Origin of the sequence: Streptomyces lanatus (assembly GCF_014655715.1) — a bacterium.
In the GTDB taxonomy this organism is placed as follows: Bacteria; Actinomycetota; Actinomycetes; order Streptomycetales; family Streptomycetaceae; genus Streptomyces; species Streptomyces lanatus.
On record NZ_BNBM01000016.1, the window covers coordinates 1 to 19,949 of the forward strand.

Genomic DNA, 19,949 nt, shown 5'->3' on the forward strand with positions numbered 1-19,949 from the left:
TCCCGGTCGTCTCCTCGATCGCCCGCAGCCAGGACGACGGACATGTCTACAACGTCAATGCCGATACGGCGGCTGCGGCACTCGCTGCCGCGCTGGGCGCCGAGACGCTCATGGTCCTCACGGACGTCGAGGGCCTCTACGAGGACTGGCCGAACAGCGACGAGGTGATCAGCCGGCTGACGGCCGCGCAGCTGGAGAAGCTGCTGCCGGAGCTCAGTTCCGGCATGGTGCCGAAGATGGAGGGCTGTCTGCACGCCGTGCGCAACGGTGTGACCACGGCCCGGGTCATCGACGGCCGGGTCCAGCACTCGATCCTGCTGGAGATCTTCACGGATGAAGGGATCGGCACGATGGTCGTGCCGGACGCGCCGGAGGGGGACGCGGAATGACCGGGAACCAGGAGTACGCCCAGCGGTGGCAGGGCTCGCTGATGAACAACTACGGCACCCCGCGCATCCCTCTCGTCCGCGGTGAGGGCATGAAGGTCTGGGACGCCGACGGCAGGCAGTACCTCGACTTCGTCGGCGGCATCGCGACCAACGCGCTCGGCCACGCCCACCCCGCGATCGTCGACGCCGTGAGCCGGCAGATCGCGTCCCTCGGCCATATCTCCAACTTCTTCATGGCCGAGCCCACCGTCGCCCTCGCCGAGCGGCTCCTGGAGCTCTTCGGCCGGGACGGCAGGGTCTTCTTCTGCAACTCCGGCGCCGAGGCCAACGAGGCCGCGTTCAAGATCGGCCGGCTGACCGGGCGTACCCACGTCGTCGCCACCGAGGGCGCCTTCCACGGCCGCACCATGGGCGCCCTCGCGATGACCGGCCAGGCCGGCAAGCGCGAGCCGTTCCTGCCGCTGCCCGGTGACGTCACTCATGTGCCGTTCGGTGACGCCCAGGCGCTGGCCGCGGCCGTGACGGACGAGACGGCTCTGGTCATCATCGAGCCGATCCAGGGCGAGCTCGGTGTCGTGGTGCCGCCCGCCGGATATCTGAAGGCGGCGCGGGCCATCACGGCCTCGACGGGGGCGCTGCTCGTCCTCGACGAGGTGCAGACCGGCATCGGCCGCACCGGGCACTGGTTCGAGTACCAGGCCCACGAGGGCGTACTGCCCGACGTCGTCACCCTCGCCAAGCAGCTCGGCGGCGGGCTGCCGCTGGGCGCGACGGTCGCCTTCGGGCGGGCCGCGGAGCTGCTGCGGCCGGGTCACCACGGGACGACCTTCGGCGGGAACCCCGTCGCGTGCGCGGCCGGTCTTGCCGTGCTCGACACGATCGCGAACGACGGGTTGCTGGAGAACGTCAAGCGGCAGAGCGAGAAGTTGCGCGACGGGATCGAGGGTCTTGGCCACCCGTTGATCGATTATGTCCGGGGCTCGGGTCTGCTCCTGGGTATGGTGCTCACCGAGCCACTCGCCGCCAAGGTGCAGCAGGCGGCTCAGGACGCCGGTTTCCTGGTGAACGCGCCCGCCCCCGATGTCGTACGGCTCATGCCGTCGCTGAACCTCGCCGACGACGAGGTGGAGGCGCTTCTCCAGGCGCTTCCCGGCATCCTTGACGTGGCCGACGGGGAAGGATGATCCGGGGAATGAGACGACGATGAGTCAGGCGCAGGACCATGACCACAACGGGGCCGGGCCTGCCGTGCCGCAGACCCGCACCGCGCGCCACCGCCGGATCGTGGACATCCTCAACCGGCAGCCGGTGCGGTCGCAGAGCCAGCTGGCGAAGCTGCTCGCCGACGACGGGCTGAACGTCACGCAGGCGACGCTCAGCCGGGACCTGGACGAGCTGAACGCGGTCAAGATCCGCAACAACGACGGTGACCTCATCTACGCGGTGCCGAGCGAGGGGGGTTTCCGGACCCCTCGGGCACCGCTCGGGGAGTCGGCGAAGGAAGAGCGGATGCGGCGGCTGTCGCAGGAGCTGCTGATCTCTGCCGAGGCCTCTGCGAATCTCGTGGTCCTGCGTACCCCTCCGGGGGCGGCGCAGTTCTTGGCGTCGGCGATCGATCAGGCTGAGCTGCAGGACATTCTGGGGACGATCGCCGGGGATGACACGTTGCTGTTGATCAGCCGGAATCCTACGGGGGGTCAGGCATTGGCCGATCATTTGTTGAGGCTGGCTCAGAACGGGCACTGAGTGGGGTGGCGCGGGTTGTTGGCCGGCCGCGGGTGGGTCGTGGCTGGTCGCGCCCACGCGGCGGAGCCGCAAATCGACACAGCCCCGCGCCCCTTAGGGCGTTGTCCTGCCCGGCGCCGCGCCTCAGCCCAACCGCGCCGCCAACCCCCCGGTGCACCGCACCTCGTCCCCCGCCGTGATCAGCAGCGCCTCCACCCCCGGCAGCGACTCCAGCCACCGCAAACCCTGCCGTGAGCCCATCGCGAAAGCCGCCGTGGCCCAGCAGTCCGCCCAGGTCAGTTCAGGGGCCACCACCGTCACCGCCACCAGGTCCGTCACCGCTGAGCGGCCGGTGCGGGGGTCGACGATGTGGGCGCCCCGCTCGGCCGTACCGGATGTCGCCACCGCCAGCTCGTTCAGCCCCGCCGCCGAGATCACTGCCGCGAGGCCGCCGGGGCGGAGCGGGTCGGACACGCCCACCCGCCACGGGCGCTGGGAGCCCGGTACGCCCAGCAGCTGTACGTCGCCGCCGCCGTTCACGCTGACGCCCGTCACACCGGGGACGTCCGCCAGTCGGCGGGCCGCGCGCTCCACCGACCAGCCCTTGACGATGCCCGTCGGGTCGAAGCGGCCCTCGTACGTCGTGCTGAACCAGCCCTCGCTGAGCCGCTCCGCCTCGGCGCCCAGGTCGAGGACCTCGGCGACCTCGGGGGAGCAGTCGTCGATGGTCAGCTCGCCGCGCGCCAGCCGGGAGATCTCGCTGTCGTCGCGGTAGGTGCTGAACAGCTCGTCGACCCGGTGCAGCCCGGCGACCGCCTCTTCGAGGGCCGCCCGCACCGCATCCGGATCCCCGCCGCGGACGTCGAGGGAGAAGACCGTCCCCATGACCTCCTCCGCATGACGTGCCGCGGCGGGAGCTTCTGTCGGTTCCGCCACCGTGTCAGCCACCGGCCTGGTCCAGCGCGGACTGCAACGACTCCTTGTAGCCGGCGCTGGTGTACGTGGCCCCGGACACCGCGTCGATATTGGCGCTGCCCGCCGCCACGGCAGCCTGGTTGAGCCTCGGCACGGCGTTCGCGGTGACCTGGTCGCTCTGGCCGCCCTTGGGCGTCTGCACCGCCTCGGCCTTGGTGATCTTCCCGCCGCTGACGGTGATACGGACCTGGACCGGCCCGTACTGGGTCTGGGCCACACCGCCGGTCACGGTACGGGCCTGTGCGGCGCCGCCCGAACCCTGCGAACCGGACCCTTGCGAGCCCCCGTTCGCCTGCGCCTTGTCGATCGCCGACTGGAGGGACTTCTTGTAGCCGGCGCTGGTGTAGGTGGCCCCGGAGACCGCGTCGATGTCGACGTTCTGCTCGGCGACCACCGCCTGGTTGAGCTTGGGTACGGCGTCGGCGGTGACCTGGTCGCTCCGGCCGCCCTTGGGCGCCTGGACGGCCTCCGCCTTGGTGATCTTCCCGTTGGCCACGGTCAGCCGCACCTGCACGGGCCCGTACTGGGTCTGCGCCGCGTCACCGGTGACCGTGCCGGCCCCGGCCTCCTGGGCGCCACCCTGGGCCGAGGCCGCCGGCGGTGCGCCCACGCCCGCCGCCTGGGCGGAACCCGGGTCGGAGGCCGGCTTCAGCGACAGCAGCAGCACGATCCCGGAGACGGTGGCGGCGCCGGCCAGCACGACACGCCGGATGGGGTGACTCTTCCTCATGGCTTCTACAGCTCCTGAAGTCTTTGAAGTCGGGAAGTCGGGAAGTCGGGAAGTCGGGAAGTCGGGAAGTAAGGGATTCGGGGGCTCGACGTCCCGTCGCTCACATCTCGAACGACTCGTGATGGATACGGCGGGCAGGCACACCCGCGCCGCGCAGTGCTTCGTAGACGGACTGCGCGAAACCGGCCGGCCCGCACATGAACACGTCGTGGTCGTCGATGTCGGGCAGCTTCTGCCTCAGCCGTTCCGCGGAGATGTCGGGCCGCTCGCCGTCCGGGCTGTTGACCGCGTACATCAGCCGGGCACCGCGCTCGTCGGCGATGGCCGCGAGCTCGTCCCACAGCGCCAGGTCCTGGGTGCTGTTGGCCCGGTAGAGCAGGGTGATGTCGCCGGCCGCGCCGGGCAGCGTCTCGAACAGTGCCCGCATCGGAGTGATGCCCACCCCGCCCGCCACCAGCAGCACCTTGCCGCGGCTGCGGCGCTGGGCGGTCATGGCGCCGTAGGGGCCCTCGGCCCACACCTTGGTGCCGGGCCTGAGGTCACGCAGCCGGGAGGTGTGGTCGCCGATCGCCTTGACCGTGATCCGCAGCATGTCGGGGCGGGGAGCCGCCGACAGCGAGTACGGATGCGAGCTGAACCGCATGCCCGGCGCCTTGAACCGCCACCGGAAGAAATGACCGGCCTGAGCACCCATGCGGTGCAGCTTGCGCCCGCCGATCAGCACGGACACGATGCCCGGCGTCTCCTCGATGACCGCCTCGACATACATCCGGTGGCGCAGATTGAGGCGGACCGGCGTGATGACCCGGTACCAGAGCACCGCGGCCGTGACGGCGCCGTACAGCCCGTACCAGAAGGTCTTCGCGGCGGGCTCGACGGCGAACTCGTTGCCGGTGGTGATCTGGTGCCAGAACGTCAGATACACGGCCGCGTACGTCAGCAGATGCACGTGGTACCAGGTGTCGTACGGCATCCGGCGGCGGACGCCACCGATCGAGATGAGCGCGATGAGGAACAGCAGCCCGGTGCCGATGGCCGCCTTGCCCATGTCGGGGAGGGTGTTCACCGAGTCGATGGTCTGCTGGACGATGTCACCGAGCGTCTTGCCGGCCTGGAGCGCGTACGCCCACATGGTGAGGAAGACATGGGCGATGACCAGGCAGACCGTGTACCGGCCGGACATCGCGTGCCAGCGGGCGACGCGGTCCGAGCCCACCCGCCGCTCCAGCGCGGGCACCCGCGCCATCTGCAGCACCACAAGCGCCATCAGATAGCCGGCCAGCAGACCGGTGATCCGGCCCGCGGCGAGGATCTTGGCGGTGTTGTCCGCGAGGGACGGCGTGTTGTCCCACCACAGCCACAGCACCGCCGCCGCGCCCGCCCATAGGGCGACGACCAGCGGAACGGCCGGGGAGCGGCGCGGTCGAATGCGGCGCATCGTCTGGCGTCGAGCGGCACGGCCGCTCGCGAGCGTGGTGGTCACGGTTCCTCCGGGAACGGGAGCAAGGGGGGTGGCGTGGTCCCTTGGCCCAGAGATACGTGCGGGGAGGTCCGTGTGTTCAGTGGTGTGCGTTCAGTACCGGGTCACCGCGGTCGCCCCGCTCACGGTGCCGATCGCGATGTGCGGTCTGCGCCGCGGCTCGGCCCACTTCAGGATCCGCCGCATCGCGTCCCGTGACACCGACACACAACCGGCCGTCGCCCCGCGCCCCTTCACATGGAGGAAGATCCCGGCGCCGCGGCCCTTCACCGGACGCTGGTAGTTGAAGCCGATGACGAGGGCGTGCGCGTACAGCTTCCCGTACGAGACCAGGTGCTCGGACTCGGCGGCCCGGCAGTCGCGGGCCCGCGGCTCGCTCCACCGGTTGTAGACCCGGGAGCGGTTGTCCTGGCACCACCAGGAGTCCTTGTGGACACGGCGGTACTTGTACGTCGTCCCGCGCGGCGCCTTCTCGATGCCGAAGGCGTACGGCAGCCCGTACAGCCCCGCCGGGGTCGTGTTGGTGCTCTGTCTGCGCTTGGTGCCCTCGACGAGCCCCTTCGCCCCGAAGCGTGCCGGCGCCGAACCGGCCTTCACCCACCGCCCGCCCGCCCGGTCCCACCAGGTGACCGTCCCCGACGTCGAGCCGGCCCTCGGCGCCACGGCGGTGATCAGCTGGCTGCCGCCCCCGGTGTCGGCCATCCGCGCGGGCAGCGGCTTCGGCGGCGCGCCGCCGGGCGCGGCACCGAGGACGAGAAGGGACGCGGACACGAGGGCGATGACACCGGGGCGCATGGCTCAGACGCTAGACGGCGGCAACGGCAACGGCAGCCCGGGTAGGCCATCCAGGCTCGTCGCGATGTGTTCCTTCTTGGCGAAGTAGGCGCTGAGCGACTCGTCGTCCTCCCGCGCGAACCGCTTGCCGTGCAGATCGCGGTCCTCGTCGTACGTCATGAAGGGCACCGCGTACCCGCAGGAGTCCCGGACGAGTTCGGCCCGCACCACGATGATCGCGCGCAGGCCGTGCAGGGAGGTGTCGATGTCGGGGAAGTGACCGAGCAGCTCCTCGAACCGCGGGTCGTCACGGAAGACGGCGTCCCCGCGGCCATGCACCCGGACGATGTTGGGCGGCCCCTGGAAGGCGCACCACATGAGGGTGATCCGGCCGTTCTCCCGCAGATGGGCGATGGTCTCGGCGTTGGATCCCGCGAAGTCGAGGTAGGCGAGCGTGAGTTCGTCGAGGATCACGAAGGAGCCCTTGAGGCCCTTGGGGGAGAGATTGACCGTGCCGTCGCCGGACAGGGGCGCGGTCGCGGTGAAGAAGAGCGGCTGCTCCTCGATGAAGGCGCGGAGCCTGCCGTCTATGCGTTCGTAAGTTTTTCCCACGTCAACCGAGTATGCGCGGCGATCGTTCGCCTGTCTAAGGAATTGCCGGGTCCATTTGGCGGCTGTCCGGCGTCACCAGAGCCGCCCCGGCCGGCGTGCCAACGGGGCGGCTCTGGCTGCCTGTCACGTCACTGGGTGAGCGTGCAGGCGGCGAATGCCTCCAGCCCCTCGGGCTTCGCGGCGGCTCGGCCGATGGCGGTCTCGATGCGGTTGAGGGCGGCGACGCGCTTGTCCTCCAGGGGGCCGAGGATGGCGTTCTGGACGAAGTTGGGGCCGCCCTGGCCCACGGTGTCGACGAGGCGCTGGTTGGCCTCGCTGATCTGGGTCTGGAGCTGGGCGAGGTTGCGGTCGACCTCGGCCTGCGCCGACGCCGGGATCGCGGGCAGCTGGCCGGTGACGTCCGGGCAGGAGATCGCGCCGACACCGGCGTTGCCCGCGTCACCGGCGGCGTTCCCGGCGTCCCCGGCGTCCCCGGCCTCCTCGCCCGCGGCGCCGCCCGCCTCGTCCGCGGCCGTCTCGCTCGGCGTGGCTTCCGCCTCCTCACCGGCACCGGCACCCGCACCGGCTTCCGCTCCTGCGCCTGCGCCCGCTTCCGTGCCACCGCCGTCGGCGTTGAGCGAGCACGCGGCGAACGCCTCCAGCCCTTCCGGCTTGGCGGCCGCGCGCCCGATGGCGGTCTCGATGCGGTTGAGGGCGGCGACCCGCTTGTCTTCGAGGGGGCCGAGGATGGCGTTCTGGACGAAGTTCGGGCCGCCCTGGCCGACCGTGTCGACGAGGCGCTGGTTGGCCTCGCTGATCTGCGTCTGGAGCTGGGCGAGGTTGCGGTCGACCTCGGCCTGCGCCGACGCGGGGATCGCGGGCAGCTGGCCGGTGACGTCCGGACACGAGATGGTGCCGGGTCCGGCGAGCGTGCGGGCGTTGGTGGCACTCTTCTGGGACGTCTCCCCGGCGAGCGCGAACCCGGCGATCACCGTGCCGGACAGCGCCACCGCGGCGGCGCCACCGATGAATGCGACGCGGCGCTTGTTGTACTTCGGAAGAGCCCTGGACATGCGGATGCCTCACTCGGGTTCGGGGGTGTCGTTAAGTGGTCGTCGTTCATGAACGCGGCGCTTGCGTTCGGCGAGAAGTACGGGAAAGCGTTTTCTCGCGTTCAAAGGGCGCTCAAATTGACGAATCATGCAGAGGTCTGCATAATCATGCAGGTCGATGCCCAGACCCTCCCGAGGAGCACAGCGAGTGAGCAGCAACAGCGGTGACGTACGGCTCTGGGGCGGACGTTTCGCCGACGGTCCCGCCGAGGCCCTGGCCAAGCTGTCCGCGTCCGTCCACTTCGACTGGCGTCTTGCGCCGTACGACATCGCGGGTTCGCGGGCGCACGCGCGCGTGCTGCACAAGGCGGGGCTGCTCAGCGAGGACGAACTCCAGCGCATGATCGGCGGGCTCGACCAGCTGGAGGCCGATGTGGCGGACGGCTCCTTCGTGGGCACGATCGCCGACGAGGACGTCCACACCGCCCTGGAACGGGGCCTCCTGGAGCGCCTCGGCCCCGACCTCGGCGGCAAGCTCCGCGCGGGCCGGTCCCGGAACGACCAGGTGGCCACCCTGTTCCGGATGTACCTCCGGGACCACGCCCGCATCGTCGGCGGCCTGATCGCCGACCTCCAGGACGCGCTGATCGGCCTCGCCGAGGCCCACCCGGACGTGGCGATGCCCGGCCGCACCCACCTCCAGCACGCCCAGCCGGTGCTCTTCGCCCACCACGTCCTGGCCCATGTGCAGTCCCTGTCCCGGGACGCCGAGCGGCTGCGTCAGTGGGACGAGCGCACGGCGGTGTCGCCGTACGGCTCGGGCGCCCTGGCGGGCAGCAGCCTCGGTCTGGACCCGGAGGCGGTGGCCAAGGACCTCGGTTTCGAGCACGGGTCGGCCGCCAACTCGATCGACGGCACGGCGTCCCGTGACTTCGTCGCGGAGTTCGCCTTCATCACGGCGATGATCGGGGTCAACCTCTCCCGGATCGCCGAGGAGATCATCATCTGGAACACGAAGGAGTTCTCCTTCGTGACCCTGCATGACGCGTTCTCCACGGGCTCGTCGATCATGCCGCAGAAGAAGAACCCGGACATCGCGGAGCTGGCGCGCGGCAAGTCCGGCCGCCTCATCGGCAACCTGACGGGCCTCATGGCCACGCTCAAGGCCCTCCCGCTGGCCTACAACCGCGACCTCCAGGAGGACAAGGAGCCGGTCTTCGACTCCTGCGACCAGCTGGAGGTCCTGCTCCCCGCCTTCACCGGCATGATGGCCACCCTCACCGTCAACCGCGAGCGCATGGAGGAACTGGCCCCGGCCGGCTTCTCCCTCGCCACCGACATCGCCGAGTGGCTGGTCAAGCAGGGCGTCCCGTTCAGGGTGGCGCACGAGGTGGCCGGTGAGTGCGTGAAGGTCGCGGAGGGGGAGGGCAAGGAGCTGGACGAGCTGACGGACGAGCAGTTCGCGAAGATCAGCGCCCATCTGACGCCGGAGGTGCGGACGGTGCTCAACGTGCCGGGTGCGCTGGCTTCCAGGAACGGCCGTGGCGGTACGGCGCCGAGCGCGGTCGCGGTCCAACTGGCCGAGGTGAAGACGGACGTGGCGGCTCAACACCGGTGGGCGAATCGCGCTTAAGGGGCGCGGGTCTGTATCGATTTGCGGCCCTCGTGGGCGCGAGCAACCCCCACAGACCGCAAGTCGCCAAACCACCGCACAACCCAACCCCTAGGGCGAAGGTCATCACGGGTTACGTTGGTCGCAAGCCGTAACGGAGCCGACCGAACGGAGCCCGAGATGCCCTTCGCCCGACTGGCAACAGCGACAACCCCCACCTGCCACATCGGCCTCGGCCTCGCCGCGATCGCCCGCCCCGGCTACATCAACCTGGGCCGAGACGAAGACCTCGGAGAGAACCGCAGCGTCGAAGCGCTCCGCACCCGCACCCACGAACTCCTCGACGCCGCCTACGCCCAGGGTGTCCGCTACTTCGACGCCGCCCGCTCCTACGGCCGCTCCGAGGAGTTCCTCGCGGACTGGCTGAACGCCCGCCCCGACCTGGACGACATCGTCGTAGGCAGCAAGTGGGGCTACACCTACACCGCCGGCTGGACCACCGACGCCGAGAAACACGAGGTCAAGGACCACAGCCTCGCGGCCTACGAACGTCAGCGCGCCGAGTCCGACGCCCTCCTCGGCGACCGCCTCGACCTCTACCAGATCCACTCGGTGACCCCGGACAGCCCCGCCCTCACCGACAAGGAACTCCACGCCAGGCTCGCGGAAGCCGCCGCTCAGGGTACGACCATCGGCTTCTCCACCAGCGGCCCCGCCCAAGCGGCGGCGATCCGTGCCGCCCTCGCGGTGACCGTCGACGGCGAGCCCCTCTTCCGTACCGTCCAGTCGACGTACAACGCCCTGGAGACCTCGGCCGCCCCCGCCCTCGCCGAGGCCCATGACGCCGGGCTCACCGTGATCGTCAAGGAGGGCATGGCCAACGGGCGGCTCGCGGACCCGTACGCGCCGGACGCGCTGAAGGCCGTGGCCGAGGAGACACAGCTCGGCTGCGACGCCGTCGCCCTCGCCCTGGTCCTGCGTCAGCCCTGGGCCGGTGTGGTCCTCTCCGGCGCCGCGACGGCCGTACAGCTCGCGTCCAATCTGCACGCCGCCGCCGTGGACCTCGACGAGGCCCAGCTGGAGCGGCTCGCCGCGCTGGTGGAGGAGCCGGGCGCGTACTGGGAGCGGCGCGGGCAGCTGCCCTGGCACTGACGACGTAGACCCCGTTGACCAGCGGCTATGAGTCACGCACGCCCAGGGTGAGACAATCATGTCTCACATGCGCTACTCTTGTCTCATGGCTGTCGACCCTGACCACGTGCTGCGCACCGCCGCGGCCCTGCTGACCCGCAAAGCCACCGCGACCATGGACGAGGTCGCCAAGGCCGCCGGGATCAGCCGCGCCACGCTGCACCGGCACTTCGCCGGGCGCGACGCGCTGGTGCGGGCCCTGGAGTCGCTCGGTATCGCCGAGTGCGAGGCCGCGCTGGACGCGGCCCGCCTGGACGAGGGGCCGGCGCGGGACGCCGTGCACCGGCTGGTCCGCGAGATCGAGTCCGCGGCCGCGCTGCTCGCGTTCCTCTACACGGAGAACCAGCTGTTCGAGGGCGAGCAGCAGAACGCGGGCTGGGCGCGCATCGACGAGCGCATCGCCGCGCTGTTCCGGCGCGGCCAGCAGAGCGGTGAGTTCCGCATCGACCTCAGCCCGGTCTGGCTCACCGAGGCCCTCTACGGCCTGCTCGCCTCCGGGGCCTGGGCGGTCTCCGAGGGCCGGGTCGCCCGCAACGACTTCACTTACATGATCGCCGAGCTGCTGCTCGGCGGCGCACTGCGTCATCCCGCACAACCGAGAGAGGAATCATGACCAGCACCCTGCAGCCGACGACCACGACCGAGGCGGTGACGAAGCGCCCCGGCCGTTGGCTGGCGCTGTCCGTCCTCGTGCTCGCCGTGCTGCTGGTGGCCGTCGACGCGACCGTCCTCGGTCTCGCGACCCCCTACATCAGCGAGGACCTGAAGCCCTCCGGCACCCAGCTCCTGTGGATAGGCGACGTCTACTCGTTCGTGATCGCCGGTCTGCTCGTGTCGATGGGCAGCCTCGGCGACCGCATCGGCCGTAAGCGGATCCTGCTGGTCGGCGCCACGGCGTTCGGCGCGGTGTCCGTGCTCAACGCGTATGCGACGACCCCGGAGATGATGATCGTCGCCCGGGCGCTGCTCGGTGTCGCGGGCGCGACCCTGATGCCGGCCACCCTCGCCCTGATCCGCAACCTCTTCCACGACCCGCGCGAACGCAGCCTCGCCATCGGCATCTGGGGCGCGACCGCGTCCGCCGGTACGGCCGTCGGCCCGATCGTGGGCGGCTTCCTGCTCGAACACTTCTGGTGGGGCTCGGTCTTCCTGATCAACCTGCCCGTGATGGCGGTCCTCGTCCTCGTCGGCATCAAGCAGCTGCCCGAGTCGCGCAACCCGAACCCCGGCCCCTGGGACATGATCAGCGTCGCCCTGTCGCTGGTCGGCATGATCGCCGTGGTGTACGCCGTCAAGGAGGCGGCCTCGCACGGCTTCACCTGGGTCACGGTCGCCGCGGGCCTGCTGGGCGCGGCCGCGCTCTACGGCTTCGTACGCCGCCAGCTCACCCTGCCGACCCCGCTGCTGGACATGCGGCTGTTCCGCAGGCGCGGCTTCAGCGGTGCGGTGCTGGCCGACCTGCTGACCATCCTCGGCCTGTCCGGCCTGGTCTTCTTCCTCTCCCAGTTCCTGCAACTCGTGCAGGGCAGGGGCCCGTTGGAGGCCGGTCTCGCCGAACTGCCCGCCGCGATCGGCGCGGTCGTGGCCGGTCTGATCGCCGGTCGTGTGGCCCGCCGCTTCTCGGTACGGGCCGTGGTCTCCGGCGGTCTCGCGGCGATCGGCCTCGCGCTGGCCGTGCTCACGGTGATCGACCGCTCGACGGGGTACCCCCTGCTCGGCGCCGCCCTCCTGGTCGTCGGCATCGGCGCGGGCTTCTCCTTCACGGTCACGTCCGACGTGATCCTCTCCTCCGTACCGAAGGAGCAGGCGGGTGCGGCGTCCGCGGTGTCGGAGACGGCGTACGAACTCGGCGCGGCGCTCGGTATCGCGGTGCTCGGCTCGATCGTGACCGGCGTGTACCGCGACTTCACCGGCCCGGTGGGTACTCCGGCGGAGGCCCACGAGTCGCTGGGCGGCGCGGTGGAGGCGGCGGCGGGGATGCCGGCGCAGACGTCGGAGGCGATGCTGGACGCGGCCCGCGGGTCCTTCGTCGACGGCCTGGCGATCGCGTCGGGAGCCGGGGCGGCCGTACTGCTCGCGGCGGCGGTGGCGGCATGGTTCCTGCTTCGCGGGCAACGGCTGGACAACGCCGCTTCTTGAGCAGCCGGCCCCTCGCAGTCGGCTTTAGGCCCCTTTTCGCCCCCACCTGATGCCCTTGAGGGCATGACCCCCGCACCCCCCGAGGGCAACCACCTCGAAGAGGCCCTCTTCGAAGTCAAGCGAGTCATAGTCGGCCAGGACCGCATGGTGGAGCGCATGTTCACCGCGGTCCTGGCCAGAGGCCACTGCCTCCTGGAGGGCGTACCGGGCGTCGCCAAGACGCTCGCCGCGAAGACCCTCGCGAAGGTCGCCGGCGGACGTTTCGCCCGGTTGCAGTTCACCCCGGACCTCGTCCCCTCCGACATCACCGGCACCCGGATCTACCGCCCCTCCCAGGAGGCGTTCGACATCGAGCCGGGCCCGGTGATCGCCAACGTCGTCCTCGCCGACGAGATCAACCGCGCCCCCGCCAAAGTGCAGTCCGCGCTCCTGGAGGTGATGGGCGAGCACCAGGTCTCCATCGGCGGTACGACCCTCGCCGTACCGGAGCCCTTCCTGGTCCTGGCCACCCAGAACCCGATCGAGTCCGAGGGCGTCTACCGGCTCCCCGAGGCGCAGCGCGACCGCTTCCTGCTCAAGGTGGAGGTGCCCGCCCCCACCGAGCTGGAGGAACTCGCCATCCTCTACCGGATGAGCGTCGACCCGCCCAGCCCGCGCCGGATCCTCACCCCTGAGAGCCTCGTCGCCCTCCAGCGCACCGCGGACGAGGTGTTCGTGCATCACGCGGTCGCCGAGTACGCCGTACGGCTGGTCCTCGCGACCCGCGAACTCGCCGGGCCGGAGAGCCGGCTGGCGCACGGCGCCGGACCGCGCGCCACCCTCGGCCTGGTCGCCGCCGCCCGCGCGCTCGCGCTGCTGCGCGGCCGTGGCTATGTGCTCCCCGAGGACGTGGGCGACCTGGCCCACGAGGTCATCGCACACCGCCTGGTGCTCTCCTTCGACGCGCTCGCCGACGGCATCGCCCCCGGCGAGATCGTCGACGAGGTCCTGGCCGCCGTGCAGCGGCCCCGGATCAGCCCGCGCCAGGCCGCCGAGGAGGCCGTGGCATGACCCCCACCCTCAGCGAACTCACCCCCGAACAGGCCCTGAAACACCTGGAGTTGCTGTTCACCCGGCACCCGCACGGCCTCCTCCAGGGCGATCACTCCTCGCTGCTGCCCGGCCCCGGCGGTGAGGTCGCGGAGACCCGGCCGTACGTCATCGGCGACGACGTCCGCCGGATGGACTGGAACGCCACCGCCCGCACCACCGTCCCGCACGTCCGCCTCACCCTCGCCGACCGCGAACTCACCACCTGGATCGTGCTGGACGCCTCCGCGAGCATGGATTTCGGCACCGCACGGATGGAGAAACGGGACCTCGCGGTGGGCGCGGCGGCGGCCGTCGCGTTCCTCACCGAGCGCGCCGGGAACCGGCTCGGCGCGCAGCTCACCGGGCCCTACGGCATCCGGCGCATCCCGCCCCGCACCGGGCGGCGGCAGCTGCTCACGATCCTGCGCGCCGCCCTCGACCGGCCGCGGGTGGCACCCGGCGTCCCCGAGCACACGCTGGCCGACGCCCTGCGTGCGCTGCGGGTGCTGCCCGCGCCCGGCCTCGTCGCCGTCGTCTCCGACTTCCTCGAGACCGGCTGGGAGCAGCCCCTGCGCACCGTCGCCCAGCGCCACCAGGTCCTCGCCGTCGAGACCGTCGACCCGCGCGAGCTGGAGCTGCCCGACGTCGGCCTGCTCACGGTCGTCGACCCGGAGACCGGACGTCGGCGCGAGATCCCCACCCACGTCCGCGGCCTGCGCGACCGCTACGCCGCCGCCGCGCTGGAGCAACGGGCCCTGATCAAGCAGTCCATCCGCCGCGCGGGCGCCGCACACCTCAGGCTCCGCACCGACCGGGACTGGGTCCGGGACGTCGTCCGGTACGTCGAGGACCAGCGGCGCCGCGGGGGAGGCGGTGCCGCGTGACACCTGCCGGTGGGGGAGAGGAGGAGTCATGGGTCTGCGTTCGCCGGGTTGGCTGCTGCTCCTGATGCCGCTGGCCGTGCTGATCGGGGCGTATGTCCTTTCGCAGCGCGGGCGTGGCCGGTGCGCCGTCCGGTTCACCAATCTCGACCTGCTGGAGGAGGTGGCTCCCAGCCGGCCGGGCTGGCGCGGGCACCTGCTCGGTGGGGGAGAGGAGGAGTCATGGGTCTGCGTTCGCCGGGTTGGCTGCTGCTCCTGATGCCGCTGGCCGTGCTGATCGGGGCGTATGTCCTTTCGCAGCGCGGGCGTGGTCGGTATGCCGTCCGGTTCACCAATCTCGACCTGCTGGACAAGGTGGCACCCACCCGGCCCGGCTGGCGCAGGCACCTGCCCGCCGGAGTCTTCTGCGCCACCCTCGGGCTGCTGGTCGTCGGCTTCGCCCGGCCCACGGCAGACGTCCAGGTGCCGCGCGAGCGGGCCACCATCATGGTCGCCTTCGACGTCTCCGGCTCCATGGAGGCCACCGACGTCGAACCCAGCCGCATGGAGGCCGCCAAGCGTGCCGCCCTGACCTTCGTCGACCGGCTGCCCGAACGCTTCAACGTCGGCCTCGTCCCCTTCAGCGGCACCACGACCGTCGCCGTCCCGCCCACCACCGACCGCGAGGTGCTGCGCCGGGCCATCGAGACGCTCACCCCCGGCCAGGCCACCGCGATCGGCGACGCGGTCATCGCCTCGCGCGACGCGATCCGACGCCTGGACCGGCAGGCCGAGACCGACCCGCCGCCCGCCCATGTCGTCCTGCTCTCCGACGGCGCCAACACCTCCGGACGTTCGGTGGAGTCGGCGGCCGAGGAGATCGCCGCCGACCGCATCCCCGTTTCGACGATCGCCTACGGCACCGAGGACGGCATCGTCGAACTGCCGGGCGGCAACGTCCTGCGCGTCCCCGTCGACGGCCCTGCCCTGGAGGACCTCGCCAACCGCACCGGCGGCGACTACCACGAGGCCGCCTCCGGAGCGGAACTGGAGGCCGTGTACGACGACATCGGCAGCTCCGTCGGCCACCGCACCGAGCAACGCGAGATCTGGCAGTGGTTCGTGGCCGGCGGGCTCGTCACCGCGCTGGTCGCGGCCGCGATGTCACTGCTGTGGTTCTCACGCCTGCCATGAGCTCACCGACCGGACAGACCGAGGAGCAAGGACAGTGACCGACCCACAGCACCCCGGCTCGCGAACGCCGCCGCCCTCGACCGACTCGCACGGCCGGGCGGAGTGGACGGACGTGAGGCCCCCGGACGAAGACCATCCCGGGCCGGACGCGGCCCCCTCGCCGCCCCGCACCGCGTCCGCTGCCGAGGGTCACCCCGCTGCTGCTGCCGCCGGCAACTCCGAGGCCCTCTCGGACGACGATCGTCGTGGCCCGGACGCGGTCCCCTCGCCGACCCGCACCGCGTCGGCTGCCGCTGGCAATTCCGCGGCTCCCTCGGGCGGCAACCGTCGTGGCCCGGACGGGGTCCCCTCGCTGAGCCGCACCGTGTCTGCTGCCGAGGGTCACCCCGCGTCGGCTTCCGCCGACCACGCCGCAGCCCTGGCGAACGACGACCATCCCGGTCCGGATGCGGTCCCCTCGCCGCCCCACCCCGCCCCTGCTACCGCTGCCCACCCCGCAGCCCCCTCCCCAGTCCACCCCACCCCCTCCACCGCAGGCTCCCACCCCGGCCTAGGCCAACCCCGTGGCCCCTCCTTCCTCCCCGGCCGCCGCCCCGGCCCTCTCGCCCCGCCGCCCCAGAAACACGCCGCACCCACCCCGCCCGCCGCCACCCCCACCCACCCGCGCCCCACAAGCCCCCGCCCACCGCGCACCACCCGCACCACCACCCGCCCCCTGATCACCATGATCCTCGCCGCAGTCCTGGCGGGCGGAGCCGCCGGATACGCGGCCGGGGCGCTCGGCGGCGACGACAACCCCGCCGCCCCGGCCGCCTCCGGCGATCTGGAGGCCGTGGCCGCGCGGGTTCTGCCCAGTGTGGTCTCGGTGCGGACCGACGACGGACAGGGTTCCGGGTTCGTCTTCGACGAGCGGGGGAGGATTCTTACCAACGCCCATGTCGTGGCGGGGAGTTCGCGTGTGTCCGTCGAGTTGCAGGACGGCCGCAGGCTCAGCGCGGAGGTGGTCGGCGATGACCCCGCGCACGATGTCGCCGTACTGGAACCGGAGACCTCGCGTGGGCTGCGGGCCGCCGAGCTCGCGACCGGTACCAATACCCGGCCCGCCGTCGGTGACACGGTCCTCGCGATCGGCTCCCCGCTCGGCCTCAGCGGCACCGTCACCTCCGGCATCGTCAGCGCCCTCGACCGCTCCGTGCGTCTCGGCGACGACGGCGGCCAGCGCCGCGCCCTCCAGACCGACGCCTCGATCAACCCCGGCAACTCCGGCGGACCCCTGGTCGACGACGAGGGACGGGTCATCGGCATCAACACGGCCATCGCGACGTTGGACCAGCAGAGGGCCGGATCCATCGGCATCGGCTTCGCCATCCCCGTGGCCGACGCGGCGACCGCCGCCCGCACCATCATCGACGGAGGATGACAGGGGGCAGATCATGCGACTGCTGGTGGTCGAGGACGAGGAGGACCTGGTCGTCGCGCTCAAGGTCGGCCTGGTCAGAGGCGGCTACGCCGTCGACGTCGCCCCGGACGTCGACACCGCCACCGAGAAGCTCGCCGTCAACGACTACGACCTCGTCCTGCTGGACCTGAACCTCCCCGACGGCGACGGCTTCACGGTCTGCCGCGCCATCCGCGCCACCCCCGGCGGGCCCCGCATCCTGATGCTGACCGCCCGCGACCGCCTCGCCGACCGGGTACGCGGCCTCGACGAGGGCGCCGACGACTACCTCGTCAAACCCTTCGCCCTGCCCGAACTCCTCGCCCGCATCCGCGCACTCCTGCGCCGCGAGGACGGCGGCACCGCGGTCGTCGAGGTCGGCGAACTCCGCCTGGACACCGCCCGCTTCGAGGCCCACCGAGGGGAGCGCCGGCTTCCGCTCACACCCAAGGAGTTCGCCGTACTGCACTATCTGATGACCCGCCCGGGCCGCGTCGTCCCCGCCGAGGAACTCCTGGAACATGTCTGGGACGAGAACGCCGACCCCTTCACCAACACGGTGCGCGTGACGGTCGGCTCGCTGCGCCGGAAGGTCACCGGTGAGGAGGAGCCGCTGATCGAGACGGTGATACGGCAGGGCTACCGGCTGAAGGAGACGCCATGAAGCGACCGTCGCCGAGGATCCGGCTCCCCGCCTTCACCCACACCATCCGCTTCCGCCTCACCGTCCTGTACTCCGGCCTCCTCTTCGTCCTCACCGCCCTCGTCCTCGGCGGCACCTACCTCGCCGTCGAGCGCACCGGCGAGGCGCACCCCGTCACCAAGCAGTTCTCCGTCACCAAGATCGTGAACGGCAAGGAGGTGGGCGAGTTCGACGCGGTCAAGGTCGCCGAGGTCGAGGCCGCCGTGAACTACGAGACCCTCGCCAATCTGCGCCGCTTCTCCTTCGCCGTCCTCGGCGGTGTCGCCGCCGCCAGCCTCGCCCTCGGCTGGATCCTCTCCGGCCGCGCCCTGCGCCCGGTCCGCGCCATCTCCCGCACCGCCGCCGAGATCCAGGCCACCGACCTCTCCCAGCGCATCCACCTGAAGGGCCCGAAGGACGAGCTGCGCGACCTCGCCGACACCGTCGACTCCATGCTCGACCGCCTCGACGAGGCCTTCCGCGCCCAACGCCAGCTCATCGACGACGCCTCCCACGAACTGCGCAGCCCGCTCGCCATCATCCGCGCCAATCTGGACGCCGTACTGACCGCCGAGGAGTCCGACGAGGCGGAGCGCCGCACCGCCGCCCGCAGCGTCGACCGTGCGACCACCCGGATGACCCGGCTCGTCGAGGACCTCCTCGCCACCGCCCGCCGCAACGCACCCGCCCTCGCCGACGCCGACGTCGATCTGGCCGCCGCGGCCGACGAGGCCTGCGAGGAGTTCACGCCGCTCGCCACCGACCGCGGACTCACCCTGCGCCGCCGCCTCTCACCCGGCCTGACCGTCTTCGGCGACCACGACGCCCTGCGCCGGGCCGTCGGCAACCTGCTCTCCAACGCCGTACGACTGGCTCCGCCGGGTACGGCCATCACGGTGGCCGCCGGTCGCACAGGCGCCTGGCTGTGGGCCGCGGTACGGGACGAGGGCCCGGGCATCCTCGACGACGACCAGGTCCATGTCTTCGACCGTTTCTGGCGGGCGAAGGGGAACGGCGGCCATCGGGACCGGCACGCGGGGCTGGGCCTGGCGATCGTCAGGCAGATCGTGGAGTCGCACGGGGGGCAGGTGCGGCTGTTCTCGAAGGTGGGGGAGGGGTCGACCTTCGTGCTGTGGCTGCCGGCGCCGGGAGCGGAGCACACGAACGGCGGGCCGCCCAAGGGGCAACCCGCCGTGTGAGCCGGTCAGGCCTACGCCGCTTCCTTGGCCTTGCTGGCGTACATGTCCACGTACTCCTGCCCGGACAGGCGCATGACCTCCGCCATCACGGAGTCCGTCACCGCCCGCAGGACGTACCGATCCCGGTCCATGCCCTCGTACCGGGAGAACTCCATCGCCTCACCGAACCGCACCGTCACCTTGCGCGGCCGCGGCATCCCCGCGCCGCCCGGCTGGATCTTGTCCGTGCCGATCATGGCGAAGGGCACGACCGGCGCACCCGTCATCAGCGTCAGCCGCGCGATGCCGGTACGGCCCCGGTACAGCCGCCCGTCGGGAGAGCGCGTGCCCTCGGGGTAGATGCCGAAGACCTTGCCCTCCTCCAGGATCCGGCGCCCCGTCATCAGCGCCGCCACCCCGCCCCGGCCGCCGTCCCGGTCCACCGGGATCATGCCGACGCCGGTGAAGAACCAGGCCATCAGACGGCCCTTGAGGCCCTTGCCGGTGACGTACTCGTCCTTGCCGATGAAGAAGACCTGACGGTCGCAGACCAGCGGAAGGATCATCGAGTCGATGAACGTGAGGTGGTTGCCGGCCAGGATGACCGGACCGTCGCCCGGAATGTGCTCCGCGCCCTCCACCTGTGGGCGGAACATCAGGCGCATGATCGGTCCGAGCACTGCCTTGATGAGCGCGAAGCGGGACAACGGGCCCTCCGGTGTCAAGGGATTCGTATAAGTCTGTGCAGGTGAGGACGATACTCGCGGTTCCGGTGGTCCCGCACATCGGGTGGGCCGACTTCACCGAGGTCTTACTCGCTATTGACGCGGGTTTACCTGCGGTGACGCGCCGAGGACCGTCCGTAACC

21 protein-coding genes are annotated in these 19,949 nt (G+C 71.4%); 14 read left to right on the forward strand and 7 right to left on the reverse strand.

The genetic code is table 11. The annotated features are described in order from the left end of the window. The 3 genes from argB to IE325_RS33275 all read left to right on the forward strand — a co-directional run. Window positions 1-389: acetylglutamate kinase (gene argB, locus IE325_RS33265; RefSeq protein ID WP_190073841.1), on the forward strand; the 389-nt coding region annotated here is incomplete at its 5' end. Then, entirely contained in the window at window positions 386-1,573 is a 1,188-nt protein-coding gene (locus tag IE325_RS33270; protein WP_190073842.1) for an acetylornithine transaminase, read from the forward strand. The genes argB and IE325_RS33270, both read left to right, overlap by 4 nt. A 19-nt stretch (window positions 1,574-1,592) precedes the next feature. Continuing rightward, window positions 1,593-2,135 (forward strand): arginine repressor, encoded by a 543-nt coding sequence (locus IE325_RS33275; protein WP_190073843.1) that lies wholly within the window; start codon window positions 1,593-1,595, stop codon window positions 2,133-2,135. A gap of 123 nt (window positions 2,136-2,258) precedes the next feature. Here the strand turns inward: IE325_RS33275 and IE325_RS33280 are convergent, their stop codons facing one another. The 6 genes from IE325_RS33280 to IE325_RS33305 form a co-directional block, all read right to left on the reverse strand. Beyond that, window positions 2,259-2,999 (reverse strand): FAD:protein FMN transferase, encoded by a 741-nt coding sequence (locus IE325_RS33280; RefSeq protein ID WP_229912187.1) that lies wholly within the window; start codon window positions 2,997-2,999, stop codon window positions 2,259-2,261. 55 nt (window positions 3,000-3,054) lie between these two features. Continuing rightward, window positions 3,055-3,819 carry an FMN-binding protein gene (locus tag IE325_RS33285; RefSeq protein ID WP_190073844.1) on the reverse strand — a complete coding sequence of 255 codons (765 nt, stop codon included), beginning with the start codon at window positions 3,817-3,819 and terminating at the stop codon, window positions 3,055-3,057. Between the two features lie 100 nt (window positions 3,820-3,919). Beyond that, window positions 3,920-5,302, reverse strand: coding sequence for a ferredoxin reductase family protein (locus tag IE325_RS33290; protein ID WP_190073845.1), 1,383 nt, complete (start codon window positions 5,300-5,302; stop codon window positions 3,920-3,922). Window positions 5,303-5,392: 90 nt separating this feature from the next. Continuing rightward, window positions 5,393-6,094, reverse strand: coding sequence for a L,D-transpeptidase family protein (locus tag IE325_RS33295; protein WP_190073846.1), 702 nt, complete (start codon window positions 6,092-6,094; stop codon window positions 5,393-5,395). 3 nt (window positions 6,095-6,097) lie between these two features. Then, entirely contained in the window at window positions 6,098-6,685 is a 588-nt protein-coding gene (locus IE325_RS33300) for a pyridoxamine 5'-phosphate oxidase family protein (RefSeq protein ID WP_190073847.1), read from the reverse strand. 128 nt (window positions 6,686-6,813) lie between these two features. Next, entirely contained in the window at window positions 6,814-7,737 is a 924-nt protein-coding gene (locus tag IE325_RS33305) for a hypothetical protein (protein ID WP_190073848.1), read from the reverse strand. Between the two features lie 187 nt (window positions 7,738-7,924). Here IE325_RS33305 and argH point away from each other — a divergent pair, with 187 nt between their 5' ends. From argH to IE325_RS33360, 11 genes are all read left to right on the forward strand, one after another. Further along, entirely contained in the window at window positions 7,925-9,349 is a 1,425-nt protein-coding gene (gene argH / locus IE325_RS33310) for an argininosuccinate lyase (RefSeq protein WP_190073849.1), read from the forward strand. Between the two features lie 159 nt (window positions 9,350-9,508). Then, entirely contained in the window at window positions 9,509-10,480 is a 972-nt protein-coding gene (locus tag IE325_RS33315; RefSeq protein WP_190073850.1) for an aldo/keto reductase, read from the forward strand. Window positions 10,481-10,565: 85 nt separating this feature from the next. After that, window positions 10,566-11,132, forward strand: a complete 567-nt coding sequence (locus IE325_RS33320) for a TetR/AcrR family transcriptional regulator (RefSeq protein ID WP_190073851.1) — start codon at window positions 10,566-10,568, stop codon at window positions 11,130-11,132. Beyond that, on the forward strand, window positions 11,129-12,658 hold the full coding sequence (locus IE325_RS33325; protein ID WP_190073852.1) for an MFS transporter: 1,530 nt from the start codon (window positions 11,129-11,131) through the stop codon (window positions 12,656-12,658). Before IE325_RS33320 ends, IE325_RS33325 begins: the two co-directional genes overlap by 4 nt. A 63-nt stretch (window positions 12,659-12,721) precedes the next feature. After that, a complete protein-coding gene (locus IE325_RS33330) occupies window positions 12,722-13,708 on the forward strand; it encodes an AAA family ATPase (protein ID WP_190073853.1) in 987 nt (328 codons plus the stop codon). After that, window positions 13,705-14,613: a DUF58 domain-containing protein gene (locus IE325_RS33335; RefSeq protein WP_190073854.1), complete on the forward strand. Its 909-nt coding sequence runs from the start codon at window positions 13,705-13,707 to the stop codon at window positions 14,611-14,613. Before IE325_RS33330 ends, IE325_RS33335 begins: the two co-directional genes overlap by 4 nt. A 28-nt stretch (window positions 14,614-14,641) precedes the next feature. Beyond that, entirely contained in the window at window positions 14,642-14,869 is a 228-nt protein-coding gene (locus IE325_RS33340; protein ID WP_190073855.1) for a hypothetical protein, read from the forward strand. Continuing rightward, window positions 14,833-15,783: a VWA domain-containing protein gene (locus IE325_RS33345; RefSeq protein WP_190073856.1), complete on the forward strand. Its 951-nt coding sequence runs from the start codon at window positions 14,833-14,835 to the stop codon at window positions 15,781-15,783. Before IE325_RS33340 ends, IE325_RS33345 begins: the two co-directional genes overlap by 37 nt. 34 nt (window positions 15,784-15,817) lie before the next feature. Then, a complete protein-coding gene (locus IE325_RS46315) occupies window positions 15,818-17,203 on the forward strand; it encodes a S1C family serine protease (RefSeq protein WP_229912188.1) in 1,386 nt (461 codons plus the stop codon). A gap of 13 nt (window positions 17,204-17,216) precedes the next feature. Beyond that, the gene (locus IE325_RS33355; RefSeq protein WP_190073857.1) at window positions 17,217-17,885 is read left to right on the forward strand and encodes a response regulator transcription factor; all 669 of its coding nucleotides are present in this window, start codon (window positions 17,217-17,219) and stop codon (window positions 17,883-17,885) included. Next, on the forward strand, window positions 17,882-19,102 hold the full coding sequence (locus IE325_RS33360) for a sensor histidine kinase (protein ID WP_190073858.1): 1,221 nt from the start codon (window positions 17,882-17,884) through the stop codon (window positions 19,100-19,102). Before IE325_RS33355 ends, IE325_RS33360 begins: the two co-directional genes overlap by 4 nt. Window positions 19,103-19,113: 11 nt before the next feature. On the opposite strand, the gene IE325_RS33365 is transcribed toward IE325_RS33360, so the two are convergent. Beyond that, window positions 19,114-19,788 carry a lysophospholipid acyltransferase family protein gene (locus IE325_RS33365; RefSeq protein WP_019757317.1) on the reverse strand — a complete coding sequence of 225 codons (675 nt, stop codon included), beginning with the start codon at window positions 19,786-19,788 and terminating at the stop codon, window positions 19,114-19,116. Between the last annotated feature and the right edge of the window lie 161 nt (window positions 19,789-19,949).

Bases quoted from the DNA above. Each gene is read 5' to 3' on its own strand.
- IE325_RS33270 (WP_190073842.1), top strand. From the start codon at position 386: ATGACCGGGAACCAGGAGTACGCCCAGCGGTGGCAGGGCTCGCTGATG.
- IE325_RS33275 (WP_190073843.1), top strand. From the start codon at position 1,593: ATGAGTCAGGCGCAGGACCATGACCACAACGGGGCCGGGCCTGCCGTG.
- IE325_RS33280 (WP_229912187.1), bottom strand. From the start codon at position 2,999: ATGGGGACGGTCTTCTCCCTCGACGTCCGCGGCGGGGATCCGGATGCG.
- IE325_RS33285 (WP_190073844.1), bottom strand. From the start codon at position 3,819: ATGAGGAAGAGTCACCCCATCCGGCGTGTCGTGCTGGCCGGCGCCGCC.
- IE325_RS33295 (WP_190073846.1), bottom strand. From the start codon at position 6,094: ATGCGCCCCGGTGTCATCGCCCTCGTGTCCGCGTCCCTTCTCGTCCTC.
- IE325_RS33305 (WP_190073848.1), bottom strand. From the start codon at position 7,737: ATGTCCAGGGCTCTTCCGAAGTACAACAAGCGCCGCGTCGCATTCATC.
- IE325_RS33315 (WP_190073850.1), top strand. From the start codon at position 9,509: ATGCCCTTCGCCCGACTGGCAACAGCGACAACCCCCACCTGCCACATC.
- IE325_RS33320 (WP_190073851.1), top strand. From the start codon at position 10,566: ATGGCTGTCGACCCTGACCACGTGCTGCGCACCGCCGCGGCCCTGCTG.
- IE325_RS33325 (WP_190073852.1), top strand. From the start codon at position 11,129: ATGACCAGCACCCTGCAGCCGACGACCACGACCGAGGCGGTGACGAAG.
- IE325_RS33330 (WP_190073853.1), top strand. From the start codon at position 12,722: ATGACCCCCGCACCCCCCGAGGGCAACCACCTCGAAGAGGCCCTCTTC.
- IE325_RS33335 (WP_190073854.1), top strand. From the start codon at position 13,705: ATGACCCCCACCCTCAGCGAACTCACCCCCGAACAGGCCCTGAAACAC.
- IE325_RS33340 (WP_190073855.1), top strand. From the start codon at position 14,642: ATGGGTCTGCGTTCGCCGGGTTGGCTGCTGCTCCTGATGCCGCTGGCC.
- IE325_RS33345 (WP_190073856.1), top strand. From the start codon at position 14,833: ATGGGTCTGCGTTCGCCGGGTTGGCTGCTGCTCCTGATGCCGCTGGCC.
- IE325_RS33355 (WP_190073857.1), top strand. From the start codon at position 17,217: ATGCGACTGCTGGTGGTCGAGGACGAGGAGGACCTGGTCGTCGCGCTC.
- IE325_RS33360 (WP_190073858.1), top strand. From the start codon at position 17,882: ATGAAGCGACCGTCGCCGAGGATCCGGCTCCCCGCCTTCACCCACACC.